This is a genomic window from Pseudomonas sp. MYb327 (assembly GCF_040438925.1).
Taxonomy (GTDB): domain Bacteria; phylum Pseudomonadota; class Gammaproteobacteria; order Pseudomonadales; family Pseudomonadaceae; genus Aquipseudomonas.
Window position 1 is genome coordinate 2,406,140 of record NZ_CP159258.1, and the last position, 13,049, is coordinate 2,419,188.

Below are 13,049 nucleotides of genomic sequence, written 5' to 3' on the forward strand. Positions count from 1 at the left end.
GATCTTATCCACGACGTTTGCCCTGCGCAAGCAAAATGTACACCCGTGTCACAAGCCATTGACACACCTGTACAGTTATCCTAATTTCAAGTCGCCGAGCCTGATGAAGCCCACTTTTGGAGCGCACCGCCATGTCCAGCGATCCGTTGCTGCAGCCATACAAAATCAAGCACCTGACCCTTAGAAACCGCATCATCACCACCTCGCACGAACCGGCCTATCCGGAGGACGGCATGCCCAAGGATTTGTATCGCGCCTATCACGTGGAACGGGCCAAGGCCGGTGTGGCCCTGACCATGACCGCTGGCTCCGCAGCCGTTTCTCGGGACAGTCCGCCGGTGTTCAACAACGTGCTGGCGTATAAGGACGAGGTGGTCGGATGGCTCAAGGATCTGACCGACGAATGTCATGAGCACGGTGCGGCAGTGATGATCCAGTTGACCCACCTGGGCCGTCGCACGCGCTGGGACAAAGCCGATTGGCTACCGGTAGTGTCGCCCTCCCACCACCGCGAAGCCGCGCATCGCTCCTTCCCGAAGAAGATGGAAGAGTGGGACATCGAGCGAATCATCAAGGATTACGTGGACGCGGCCGAGCGCATGAAGGCGGCCGGTATGGACGGCCTGGAGCTGCAGGCCTACGGGCATTTGATGGACCAGTTCTGGTCGCCGTTGACCAACGAACTCGACGGCCCCTACGGCGGCTCGCTGGAAAACCGCATGCGTTTTACCTTCGAAATCCTGCGGGGCATTCGCCAGCGCGTTGGTGAAGACTTCCTGCTCGGCGTGCGCTACACCGGCGATGAGCAATTACCCGGTGGCTTCAATGCAAGCGAAGGCATGCAGGTTTCGCACATGCTCAAGGACAGCGGGCTGGTGGATTTCCTCAACGTGGTGCGCGGCCACATCGACACCGATGCAGGCCTGACCGATGTCATCCCGATCCAGGGCATGCGCAACTCGCCGCACCTGGACTTCGCCGGGGAAATTCGTTCGGCCACCGGGTTCCCGACCTTCCATGCCGCGAAGATTCCGGACGTGGCTACCGCGCGCTACGCCATCGCCTCGGGCAAGGTCGACATGGTCGGCATGACCCGCGCGCACATGACCGACCCGCACATCGTGCGCAAGATCATCGAAAAGCGTGAAGAAGACATTCGTCCATGCGTAGGGGCCAACTACTGTCTGGATCGTATCTATCAGGGCGGCGCGGCCTATTGCATTCACAATGCGGCGACCGGCCGGGAAACCACCATGCCCCATGAGATTCCCCGGGCGGTGGTCAAGCGCAAGGTTCTGGTCATCGGCAGCGGCCCGGCGGGACTGGAAGCAGCACGCGTCGCTGGCGAACGTGGCCATGACGTGACCGTACTCGAGGCGGCTGATCGTCCGGGCGGCCAGATCAGGTTGACCGCGCAAAACGAACGGCGCCGCGAGATGATCAGCATCATCGATTGGCGAATGGCCCAGTGCGAGCGCATGGGCGTCAAGTTTCACTTCAACACATGGGCCGAAGCCGACACCGTGCTGGCCCATGAGCCGGACGTGGTGATCGTCGCCACCGGTGGCCTGCCCGACACCGAGGTGATGACTCAGGGCAACGAGCTCGTGGTGTCGACGTGGGACATCATTTCCGGGGACATCAAGCCCGGTCGTCATGTGTTGATCTTCGACGATGCTGGCGACCATGCCGCGTTGCAGGCTGCCGAGGTCATCGCCAAAAGCGGCGCGACGGTGGAAATCGTCACCCCTGACCGCGCCTTTGCCCCGGAAGTCATGGCCATGAATCTGGTGCCGTACATGCGCAGTTTGCAGGACCTGGACGTCACCTTCACCGTCACCTACCGCGTCGAGAAGGTCGAAAAGCAGGATGGCCGATTGGTTGCGACCTTCGGCAGCGACTATGGCAAGGTCAACAAGCAGCGGGTTGTCGATCAGGTCGTGGTCAACCACGGCACCCTGCCCCTGGACGATCTGTACTTCGACCTGCGCCCGCATTCGAGCAACGGCGGTGCGGTGGAGCAACACGACCTCATCGCGGGCAAGGCGCAAAACATCGTCACCAACCCTCAAGGGCAATTCCAGCTGTTCAGGATTGGAGATGCCGTGGCCGCGCGTAACACCCACGCGGCGATCTACGATGCGTTGCGGCTGGTGAAAGATCTCTGATCTGACACCATGCAGATAGTGGCGAGGGAGCTTGCGCCCTCGCCACAAAAGCAGTTTTAGGAATTTGCTACATACCGCGTCGCGCAATCTCCGCGCCCGCCAGCAATGCCCGTCCGACGATGGCGTCGAAGTCCTGATCGGTCATCGACTGCAACACCGCCGCCGTCACGCCGCGGTACGCCATCAATGCTTCAATCATTTGTTCCGGATCGCGACCGGCCAACAACTGCCCGCCTCCCACCACCACGCCGCGCGCAGCACGCTGTGCAATTTCATAGGGAATGCCCGCCGCCACCGCCTGACTGGCCAGCGCACGGTGCAGTAACGCGGGGAGCGCCGGCCCGGTGCCGGAGAGCGCACTGAGGTAATCAATGTTGTCTTCGTTCGGCACTTCATCCGCCGAGCCCACACATTCGAACAACCGCTGCACCCACTGGCGGTCCGGCTCGCCAAGATTGCCGGCGCTGTACCACGGCGTGTACGACTGCCTGATGTCGACGGCGGCATTCGGCATGGCCCGCACCACCACGTGTGCACCGGTGGCCGCGCTGATGGTCGCCGCCGGGATCCCGGCCATCAGGGAAATCACCTGTTTGCCGCTGGCGTCTATCTGCAGCTCACGAAACTGTTCCGGCCGGATCGACAGCATCACCACATCACTGAGCGCCACCAACGGCTGGTTATCCGCCAGAACCCGCACGTCCGCTGGCAACGTGCTACGGCCCGAGCGATTGGAGACCAGCAGTCCCGCAGGCTGAATGAAACCGCTCTCCAGAAGCGCTTCGGCGATTGCGCGGCCCAGCCAGCCAGTGCCGCCAATGATGCCCAGGGTTTTACTGTTCATCGGACGGCGACTCGTCGACGGTTTCAACCAACGGACCGAAAATCCCGGGCTCTTTTTCCGCATAACCGAACTTGCCGAAGAAACGATCCAGCTCACGCCGCTTCGGTGCCTTGCCGGTAAATATTGTCACGTACTGCGGGATGCGCCGGAAACGGACCACGACGTCCTCCGTGGTTTTCATCGAGATATAACCGATCTGCGTGAGGTAGATCGTCCTGGCCCGCGCGTCGGCGGCCTCGGCTTCGTAGCCGAACCGGCGGAACATGGCGGCCAGAGCATTGATGCGCGCCTCATCGGCTAGCGCGATTTCAGCGGCCACCTCATCTGATTGCAGCGCCCAGCTGCGCACGGCAAATTCGAATTGCGAGTCGAACAGTTCCGGGTTAAGCCAACACTCGAATACGTTGAGAATCGCCTCGGAAATGCTTTCTGCATAACTGTCGCACTGGCCCACCAGGCCGCCGCTGTTCTTGTCCTTCCAGCGGGCCAGTAGTGCCGCGAGCAGCTGCTCGCGGTCTTCATAGAACCAATAAAAACTGGTGCGGGACAAGTTCAAGCGTTTGGCCAACGGCATCACCCGCACCGCATCGACGCCGGACTCCTTCAGCGCGTCGTAAGCGGCATCCAGCCAGACGTCGACCGAGCCTCGCCACCCTGCATCTTGCGCCTTGGTTTTCGCCCTTCCTGTCTGTGACATGTGCGGGTCTGCCTGTGTCGGTAAATTTGCTTAACTGTACACCGGCCAGTCTATTGCGTACACGCGCTGTACATCGCCGTACATTTTGAAGATGGGTGTTTAGGGCGTGTCGTATAGGGCACTTTGATTATTCACAATACGTGCGCAAAGCATTCACTTATCGACTCTTGATGCAGGATTGGCGACGAATATGCTGTCAGCACGTTGCATCCGTGATCTCGCACAAGACCAATAAGAGCCCACCCCATGAACAGCCCCAGAACGCTCTACCAGAAACACATCGACAGCCACACCGTTTGCGCGCTCGACGGTCAGGGTCATGTGCTGTTGTACATCGACCGCCAGGTCGCCAACGAATACACCAGCCCCCAGGCCTTTAGTGGCATGCGCGAGGCCGGGCGCAAAGCCTGGCGCCCGAGTGCAACGCTGGCCGTGGTCGACCATGTGAATCCGACGTCCCCGACACGCATCGCCACAATGCCGGATGCCGGTGGTGCGCGTCAGGTCTCCTACTTCGAAGAAAACTGCCGCGATTTCGGCATCGAGTTGTTCGATGTCCTGGATAAACGCCAGGGCATCGAACACGTCGTGGCCCCCGAGCAGGGTTTCATCCTGCCTGGCATGGTGGTTGCGGCCGGTGACAGTCACACCACCACCTACGGTGCATTAGGTGCTTTTGGTTTCGGTATCGGCACCTCGGAAATCGAGCACCTGCTGGCGTCGCAAACCCTGGTCTACAAACGTCTGAAGACCCTGCGCGTGACTGTAAACGGCGTGCTCGGCAGTGGCGTGACGTCCAAGGACATCATCATGGCGTTGATCGAGAAAATCGGTGCATCGGGCGCCACCGGTTATGCCATTGAGTTTGCCGGCCCGGCGATCACAGCCCTCAGCGTCGAGGCGCGGATGACCATCTGCAACATGGCTGTTGAAGCGGGCGCACGGGGTGCCTTCATGGCGCCGGATGAAAAGGTGTTTGCCTACCTGCAAAGCAAACCACGTGCGCCCAAAGGTGAACGGTGGGAGCAGGCAGTCGCTCAATGGAAAACCCTGAAAAGCGACGAAGGCGCCCTCTTCGATCGCGAAGTCACGCTCGATGTCGATGCCCTGGAACCCATGGTCACCTGGGGCACGAGCCCAGATCAGGCCGCGCCGGTCGGCAGCCATGTGCCGGACCCGGCCACCCAGCCTGACCTGATTCTGCGTCAGGGCATGCAACGCGCCCTCGACTACATGGGCCTGGCACCCGGCATGCCGCTCAGCGATGTGGTAATCAGTCATGCCTTCATTGGTTCCTGCACCAACGCCCGCATCGAAGACCTGCGTGACGTCGCCCGCGTGGTACGCGGCAAGCGCGTCGCTGCGCATGTGCGGGCGATGATTGTTCCCGGCTCGACCCTGGTGCGTAACCAGGCCGAAGACGAAGGACTGGCGCAGATTTTCCTGGATGCCGGTTTTGAGTGGCGGCAATCGGGCTGCTCGATGTGCCTGGCCATGAACGACGATGTCCTCGCGCCGGGGGATCGCTGTGCATCGAGCACCAATCGCAACTTCGAAGGTCGTCAGGGCGCCGGCGCGCGCACCCATTTGATGAGCCCGGCGATGGTCGCTGCTGCCGCGATCAGCGGGCATCTGACCGACGTTCGTTCATTCGCCCTGGAGGCTTGAGCCATGCAACCTTTCACTACGGTCAGCGGCAGTGCCGCACCTCTCCTGGCGTCCAACATCGACACTGATGTGATCATGCCCAAGCAGTTTCTCAAGGGTATTGATCGCAAGGGACTGGATCGGGGGCTGTTCTTCGATCTGCGCTTTCTCGAATCCGGAGAGCCCAATCCTGAGTTCATCCTTAATCAACCAGCCTGGAACGACGCTGCATTTTTGGTGGTGGGCCCGAACTTTGGCTGCGGATCAAGCCGCGAGCATGCCGTTTGGGGCTTGAAGCAAGTGGGCATCCGAGCACTGCTCGGCACCAGCTTCGCCGGGATTTTCTACGACAACTGCCAGCGTAACGGGGTGTTGGCGATTCAGCTTTCCGAGCCCCAGTTGAAGCAGATTGCAGCGGTGATCAGTGTCCCGGAAACTGCGCGGATCAGCGTGAATCTGCCGGAGCAAACCATCGAATTGGGTGATGGCGACGTGATCCCGTTCGAGATCGATCAACTGCGCAAGCAATCGCTATTGCTGGGGCTCGATGCGATTGGCACGACGCTGCAACGTGCCGAACAGATCCGCAGCTTCGAAGCGCGGCACCTCGCGGAGAATCCCTGGCTGAACTGACGGAAAAATGCCTTGGCGTTGGATCAACCCGCCAAGGCTTTACTCAACCGACAAATCGCGAAAGTACTCTTCCAGAAACTCAACGCAGACCCGTAACTTTGCCGACTGGCTAAGCCGCGTCGGATACACCGCCCAGACGTTGGCGCTCTGGGTGTAGTCGTGCAGCACCTGCACCAGTCGCCCTTGTTCAAGCATGGGCCGGACATCCCACATCGAGCGCAGCAAAATCCCGCCACCGCTCAAGGCCCACTCCAAGACAATTTCGCCGCTGTTGGATGACAACGGGCCGCTGACCCGAACAGATTCCTCCTGCCCGTCCTTGCTCAGGTTCCAAACACCGAAAGCGTTATTGCGCTCCTTCAGCACCAGGCAGTCGTGGTCTTTCAAGTCCTCCAGCGAACGGGGCATGCCGCGCCGTTCCAGGTACTCCGGTGTCGCACACAGCACGCGCCGGTTGCTCACCAGTTTGCGGCCCAGATGCTGGCCCGGCAGGTCATCACCGACGCGGATCTCCAAGTCGAAACCTTCCCCGACGATGTCGACCACGCGATCAAACACGTCCAGTCGAATCTCCAGTTTCGGGTAGGTCTGCGACAGTTTGCAGATCGCCGGCGCGACATGGTTACGCCCGAAACCGAAGCTGCTGCAAATGTGCAATGAGCCCATGGGCTGCTGCCGCGCCTCGGAAATTTCCCCGACAAAATCATCGAAATCCCCCAACAACTTTTCCGCCCACACCCGCACCCGCTCGCCGTCATCGGTCAACGCGATGCGTCGTGTGGTGCGGTGCAACAGCCGTGTCGAGAGCGTCGTTTCCAGCACCGAGATGCGTTTGCTGATGTAGGCCGGCGAATACCCCAGCTCTTCCGCAGCGCTGGCGAAGCCGTTTTTTCGAACGACGGTTAGAAAAACCTTGAGGTCTTCGGGCAAGGGAAATTGATCACGATTCGTGTTCATACGCCTCATACTTCCAGTGTTTATCACGCGATTTGCGAAGGATACCATCGATATACCGAGTGACAACCCAAGCCCGGTTAGCCGTAGTTCCTGAATCCTCGATAAAAACAAACATGAGGAAATAGCGACATGAACAAGCCCTATGAGCAACCCCTGAAAATAGAAGACACCCCTGATATCGGGTTTCTGCAACGCCTGCGCACTTATGAAATTGGTGTCATTCCGCTGCCGATATTCCTCGGCATCGCCCTGATTGTTTACCTCTCGGCCCACCTGGGTTTCCTGCCCAAAAACATGATCGGCGGACTGGCTGTGATCATGACCATGGGCGTGTTTTTCGGCCAACTGGGTTCACGCTTGCCGATCCTCAAGGAAATCGGCGGCGGCGCCATTCTGTGCTTGATGTTGCCCTCGGTGCTGGTGTTCTACGGCTTCTTCGGGCCGGCGACGATTGACGCGACCAAAATGCTGATGAAAGAAGCCAACTTCCTGTACTTCGTGATCGCCAGCCTGGTAGTCGGCAGCATTCTCGGGATGAGCCGCTTCATTCTGGTTCAGGGCATGTTGCGCATGTTCATACCGCTGCTGGTGGGCACACTCGCCGCCGTTGCAAGTGGGCTGATCGTCGGCAAACTGGTCGGCTACAGCTTCTACCACACCTTCTTCTTTATCATCGTGCCGATCATTGGCGGCGGGATTGGCGAAGGCATCCTCCCTTTGTCCCTGGCCTATTCAGCGATCCTCGGCGGCACGCCTGATATCTACGTCGCCCAACTGGCCCCGGCCGCCGTAGTTGGCAACATCGCCGCGATTATTTGCGCCGGCTACCTGGCTCGCCTGGCGTTGAAGCGCCCAAACATCAACGGCGAGGGCGCACTGATTCGTGCCAAGGATGAAAATGACAAATTCCAGGTCAAGGAAGACACTAGCTCCACCGTTGACTTCCGCGTCATGGGCGCGGGCGTGCTGGTGATCTGCGCCTTCTTCGTGCTCGGTGGTTTGTTGGAAAAAGTCGTCGGCATTCCCGGCCCGGTGATGATGATCCTCGCCGCCGTACTGTTTAAGTACGCTCGCGTCCTGCCGGAAAAACTCGAGAAAGGCGCCAACACCTTCTACAAACTGGTGTCCGCCGCGTTCATCTGGCCCGTCATGATCGGCCTCGGCATGCTCTATGTGCCGCTGGACAGCGTGGTCAAAGTGTTCTCGGTGGGTTATGTGCTGGTCTGCGTGTCGGTCGTGGTATCGATGACCGTGGCCGGTTTCTTCATCGGCAACCTGATGAAGATGTACCCGATCGAATCGGCCATCGTGACCTGCTGCCATAGTGGTCTGGGCGGGACCGGCGATGTGGCGATCCTGTCGGCGGCGAACCGGATGTCGTTGATGCCATTTGCACAGATCTCTACCCGGATTGGCGGGGCGTCTACGGTGATTTTGGCGACGGTGTTGTTGGGTTTTTTTGCTTGAGTCTGGACGGGCTTGATGATGATTCACTGGCTCATCAAGCCCGTACTTCTTAGGCGGCGGTATCAAGAAGGCCGTCGCACCACCCTCACCTTCCCGCTCGACCCCCCGCCGCAAAAAAACCGCTCGCCGCCATCGGACTCAAGTCCCGAAACACCAATACCAGTTGGCAGCTTGAGGCTTTCCAGCACTTCGCCGTTCTTCGAATCGATGCGGCGCAATTCGCTCTCTTCGCCTTCCCACGTTCCATGCCACAACGCGCCTTCAACCCAGGTGACGCCGGTGACGAAGCGGTTGGATTCAATGGTGCGCAGGATGGCCCCGCTCTCGGGATCGATCTGATGGATTTTGCGCTCGCGATACTGCCCCACCCAGAGCGTGCCCTCGGCCCAGGTCAGCCCTGAGTCATTGCCGCCACCGGGGGCCGGGATGGTGCTGAGTATCTGGCCGGTGCGAGGGTCGATTTTCTGGATGCGGTCCTCGGCGATCTGGAACAAGTGCTCACCATCGAAAGCGGTGCCGGCATGGGCGACGACGTCTATCGAGCGCAAGGTCTTTCCACTTTCAGGGTCCAGGGCATTAAGTTTTTCGCCACTGGCAAACCACACCTGCTGACCGTCCCAGGTCAGGCCGTGCACGGTGTCGACACCTTCAAAAGGACCATATTCACGGAGGATTTCGGCGGCTGACTGCTTCATCTTGGTGTTCCTCGAAAGGGGTTGGTGGCGTTCATCCTAGCCACCGGGCAGCGGAACCGGGAGTAACAAGGTCGTCGCGAAACCGGGCACTGGCGGCGTTGTCCAGCGTCGCGCCCGGCCCAGACCAAACGACTGCACCTTACCTGCCGCCGTCAGATTATCGAGAGCCCGTTGCACGGTACGCTGGCTGGTATCGAGGGCCAGCGCCAGGGCCGAGCTGGACCAGGATTCACCGTCACCGAGCAAGGCGAACAGCGCTGCATATTTTTCTTCGACCGGAGGCGTCAACAACACCACGTCAGGCGAAACTTGTGCGATCAGGGCAATCCGCGCCGGGTTGCGGTCACCGTAGCCAAGGGTTTCAACGCGGCGCGCAATCGTCCGATCTCAACCCGCAGCCGGGCGCGATGGGATTCATCACTGAGTTTCAAGCGAAAGGCCCGGGCGATGAGTGTTTCCCGGGGCACATCGCCCGGCCAGACTTCGGCCAGCGTACGTACGAGGGTAAACAGGACGGGCCGTTTGGACAGGGAAACCGACATGCCCGCGCCACGCACCACAGAGCGGCAAGCGTCTATTACCAGCGCTGTCGACGTCAGCAGCGCTTCCACTTCATCGAGTAACAGGGGTCGTTGTTCGCCACCGACGATTTGGTATGCGGCGGGGCTGTTGAGGATCGTCGCCGCACTTGCGACTTCTGCCGTCAGCGCAGGGATACCCGCAAGTTGCGCGGCGAGTTCAGCCCTGGCGAGTGCGGCCCGTGCAGTTTGGGATTGCAGATGCCGCATCGCGATTCCCGCCACCACCAGCTCATGGGTCGCCCGCAAGGGTGGCGGTAACTTGGCCGGATCCAGTTGTTCGAGTTGCTCCTGGGCTTGATCGAGCCGCCCGATCAGCAACAAACGACGGATGCCCAGATATCGCGCGTGGGCGGCATTGATCAGATCGCCGTGGGCATGCAGCGTGACCCACGCCGCTTCAAGAGCCTTGACCGGCCAGCCCAGATCTCGCGAAGCCAGTGCAATCTCGGCTTCGGCGACGATGCAGCGTGCCCGCGCCACCGTTTCTTTCGGACCAAAGGCCCGCGCTGCCCTTCGCACCAGCGCTTTGGCCCGCGCCAGATCACCCAGTTGCGCCATGGCGATACCACGCAGTGCCAGCGCTGGCGCATCCTCGCGCAACGCGATCCGGTTCAGCGCACCGAGCGGATCGCCCACCGCCAGCGCATGCGCTGCGGCTGTGATCAGCGAGTCCATTGCCGTCTTGCCACGTGTGTCACTCCTGCCGTGATAAGCCCCGTGATGAGTCTATCTCACACCTCAGTAGAGCGTAGCCGGCACACACACGCTTCCATCAAACAGCAATCTTGCGGTACGCATCAGCCCGCAACCCACCAATTCGCCGTGTTGCAAACGCAGCTCGACAGTGAATTCGCCCGTCGGGTGTTCGACTGAAAGCTGCTTCACGTCGCCCTCGGCGATACGGGCCAGCCCCGCCGGCACACTGCCTTCGATCAGGCACGCAACGGCGACACTGACCGCGCCAAATACGCCGATACTGATGTGGCATCGATGGGGAATGAAGGTGCGGGTGCTGATTGCCCCGCCCACTCGTGCCGCCGCAACCAGGCACATTTTCGGCACGTTGCGCTGGCTAACGTCACCCAGGTTCATGCGCGGGCCGGCCTGAAGACGGATCGTCTCGACCCGCGCCTTTAACGGCGCATTCGCATCCAGTTGCTCCGGGCTCTCATAGCCACTGAGTCCCAAGTCTTCAGCGCGGATCAGCACCACCGGCATGCCGTTATCGACGCAAGTGACTTCAACTCCATCGAATACATCGACAGCATTGCCGGTCGGCAACAATGCGCCGCAACTGGAGCCGGCGACATCCTCGAACTCGACGATCAACGGTGCCGCGTAACCCGGCACCCCGTCGATCCGCGCCTCACCCGCATAGCTGACAGAGCCATTCGGCGTGGGCACATGCGCAATCGCAATCTGCCCGGTGTTTTCCATGAAAATCCGCACCGGCGTTAGGTCACCCTTTACCGCCACCAACCCGCGCTCAATGGCGAACGGTCCGACACCGGCAAGGATGTTGCCGCAGTTCTGGCCGTAATCGACACGCGGTTCGTCGACCAGTACTTGGGCAAACAGGTAATCGACATCGGCTTCAGCGCGGGTCGAAGGCTTGATGATTGCCACTTTGCTGGTCAGCGAATCGCCGCCACCAATGCCGTCTATCTGTCGCGCATCCGGCGAACCCATGACGGCCAGCAAAACACGGTCGCGAAGCGCCTGCTGCTCGGGTAAATCACCGGCCAGGAAGTAAGCGCCTTTCGACGTTCCGCCGCGCATCAGCAGGCAAGGAATGCGTGTCTGGCCCATGCTCAGTCTCCGAGTTCGTCCAGGCTGTCGACGTAGCGCAAACCCTTCTCCGCCAGGCGTCCGCGCATGTTGTAGATATCGAGGCCCAACTCTCCCTTGGCCAGGCGCAGGGCCTTTTGTTCTTCCAGATCGGCGCGGGCGCGACTCGCTTCGACCACCTGCGCAACATCGGTGCGGCGCACGATGACCACGCCATCGTCATCCGCCACCACCACATCGCCGGGGTTGACCAACTGGCCGCCACACACCAGCGGCAGGTTAACCGAACCGAGGGTCTCCTTGATCGTGCCCTGGGCACTGATGGCGCGGGACCAGACCGGGAAGCCCATCTCGCGCAGCGTGTGGGTGTCGCGCACGCCCGCGTCGATCACCAATGCGCGCACGCCGTGGGCCTTGAGCGAAGTCGCCAGAAGGTCGCCGAAGTAGCCATCGGTGCACGGCGAAGTCGGCGCAACCACCAGAATGTCACCGGGACGGCATTGCTCCACGGCGACATGGAACATCCAGTTATCACCCGGCGCGACCAGCACCGTCACCGCCGAACCACTGATCACGGTGCCCCGCTGAATCGGCGTGATCGAGGATGCCAGCAGACCTTTTCGGCCCTGCGCTTCATGAATGGTCGCGACGCCGTAGCGTTGCAGCTCTTCGACCAATGCCTGCTCGGCCCGGGCGATGTTGCGCACGACGATGCCGGTTTTTCCGATCAACTCGCTCATCCCAGGTTCTCCGTCACGCGCGGGAAGATGCTTTGATAGCCTTCGCCGTAGATGATGTCGCGGCTGGAGGTGATTCCGACATTGCGCTTGGCTTGCACGCCGCGCTGCAGGGCGACGCGGGTGTAGTACTCCCACAGGTGTTCCTGGCCAGCCATGCACTGGATGGCCGCGTACTTTTTGTCCCAGACGGATGTGATGTCCAGCAACACGTCAGGGCGCCATTCGCATTGCTCTGGCTGGTGCGGCTCGAAGCTGTAGACCGGCGGCGCACCGACAATTTTCTCGCCCGGCTTGTAGCCTTCCGCCTGGGCGATGATGCGCGCTTCCTGGGTCAGGTTCATGGCCAGCGGGTGATCGTAGTTATAGGGGTCTTTGATGGAGTGGCTGAGGACAAACTCCGGCTGCACCCGGCGAAACACATCGGCCAGGCGGAACAGGGTTTCCTTGTCGGCGCGCATCGGGTAGTCGCCAATGTCGAAGAACTCGACGCTGGCACCCAGGATATCCGCGGCCGCCTGGGCCTCTTCGCGGCGTGCGCTTTTGACTTTCTCTTCGCTCATCTCGCCCTTGCGCCACAGCTTGGCGGACTCGCCGCGCTCACCAAAAGACAGGCAGACGATGTGCACGTTGTAGCCTTGTTGCGCGTGCAGTGCGATGGCACCGCCCGCACGCCAGACGAAATCGGCAGAGTGGGCGCTGACGACCAGCGCATTTTTTGGTGACTCGATCATTGCGGATACTCCTCCTGCGTTTCGAAAGAGCATCGCACCGGCACCCACCTGCGGAGTAATGCGTTGCGGTGTTGGAGGTATGCGTTTTTTTTATTGCCACC

General features: G+C 60.6%; 11 protein-coding genes and 1 pseudogene. 4 read left to right on the top strand and 8 right to left on the bottom strand.

What is annotated here, in order from left to right:
• The first annotated feature begins 131 nt into the window (after positions 1 to 131).
• Entirely contained in the window at positions 132 to 2,168 is a 2,037-nt protein-coding gene (locus tag ABVN21_RS10750; protein WP_339552063.1) for an NADH:flavin oxidoreductase, read from the top strand.
• Between the two features lie 67 nt (positions 2,169 to 2,235).
• Here ABVN21_RS10750 and ABVN21_RS10755 read toward each other — a convergent pair whose 3' ends face one another.
• On the bottom strand, positions 2,236 to 3,012 hold the full coding sequence (locus tag ABVN21_RS10755) for a pyrroline-5-carboxylate reductase dimerization domain-containing protein (RefSeq protein ID WP_339552064.1): 777 nt from the start codon (positions 3,010 to 3,012) through the stop codon (positions 2,236 to 2,238).
• Positions 3,002 to 3,709: a TetR/AcrR family transcriptional regulator gene (locus ABVN21_RS10760; RefSeq protein WP_339552065.1), complete on the bottom strand. Its 708-nt coding sequence runs from the start codon at positions 3,707 to 3,709 to the stop codon at positions 3,002 to 3,004. The genes ABVN21_RS10755 and ABVN21_RS10760 overlap by 11 nt, the downstream gene beginning before the upstream one ends.
• A 246-nt stretch (positions 3,710 to 3,955) precedes the next feature.
• Between ABVN21_RS10760 and leuC the strand changes: the two genes are divergently transcribed.
• Positions 3,956 to 5,377: a 3-isopropylmalate dehydratase large subunit gene (leuC, locus tag ABVN21_RS10765; RefSeq protein WP_339552066.1), complete on the top strand. Its 1,422-nt coding sequence runs from the start codon at positions 3,956 to 3,958 to the stop codon at positions 5,375 to 5,377.
• 3 nt (positions 5,378 to 5,380) lie between these two features.
• Positions 5,381 to 5,989, top strand: coding sequence for a 3-isopropylmalate dehydratase small subunit (gene leuD / locus ABVN21_RS10770; RefSeq protein ID WP_339552067.1), 609 nt, complete (start codon positions 5,381 to 5,383; stop codon positions 5,987 to 5,989).
• 39 nt (positions 5,990 to 6,028) lie between these two features.
• Here the strand turns inward: leuD and ABVN21_RS10775 are convergent, their stop codons facing one another.
• Positions 6,029 to 6,946, bottom strand: a complete 918-nt coding sequence (locus tag ABVN21_RS10775) for a LysR substrate-binding domain-containing protein (protein ID WP_339552068.1) — start codon at positions 6,944 to 6,946, stop codon at positions 6,029 to 6,031.
• Between the two features lie 129 nt (positions 6,947 to 7,075).
• On the opposite strand from ABVN21_RS10775, the gene ABVN21_RS10780 reads away from it, so the two are divergent.
• A complete protein-coding gene (locus ABVN21_RS10780) occupies positions 7,076 to 8,413 on the top strand; it encodes a 2-hydroxycarboxylate transporter family protein (protein ID WP_339552069.1) in 1,338 nt (445 codons plus the stop codon).
• Between the two features lie 62 nt (positions 8,414 to 8,475).
• On the opposite strand, the gene ABVN21_RS10785 is transcribed toward ABVN21_RS10780, so the two are convergent.
• The 5 genes and pseudogenes from ABVN21_RS10785 to galB all read right to left on the bottom strand — a co-directional run bounded on the left by ABVN21_RS10785 (position 8,476) and on the right by galB (position 12,948).
• Positions 8,476 to 9,108, bottom strand: a complete 633-nt coding sequence (locus ABVN21_RS10785; protein ID WP_339552070.1) for a glutamine cyclotransferase — start codon at positions 9,106 to 9,108, stop codon at positions 8,476 to 8,478.
• 36 nt (positions 9,109 to 9,144) lie between these two features.
• Positions 9,145 to 10,364 (bottom strand): annotated as a pseudogene (locus tag ABVN21_RS10790) (helix-turn-helix domain-containing protein).
• Between the two features lie 63 nt (positions 10,365 to 10,427).
• Entirely contained in the window at positions 10,428 to 11,498 is a 1,071-nt protein-coding gene (locus tag ABVN21_RS10795; RefSeq protein ID WP_339552071.1) for a 4-oxalomesaconate tautomerase, read from the bottom strand.
• A 2-nt stretch (positions 11,499 to 11,500) separates the two neighbouring features.
• A complete protein-coding gene (locus ABVN21_RS10800; RefSeq protein WP_339552072.1) occupies positions 11,501 to 12,217 on the bottom strand; it encodes a 4-carboxy-4-hydroxy-2-oxoadipate aldolase/oxaloacetate decarboxylase in 717 nt (238 codons plus the stop codon).
• Positions 12,214 to 12,948 carry a 4-oxalmesaconate hydratase gene (gene galB / locus ABVN21_RS10805; RefSeq protein ID WP_339552073.1) on the bottom strand — a complete coding sequence of 245 codons (735 nt, stop codon included), beginning with the start codon at positions 12,946 to 12,948 and terminating at the stop codon, positions 12,214 to 12,216. The genes ABVN21_RS10800 and galB overlap by 4 nt, the downstream gene beginning before the upstream one ends.
• Between the last annotated feature and the right edge of the window lie 101 nt (positions 12,949 to 13,049).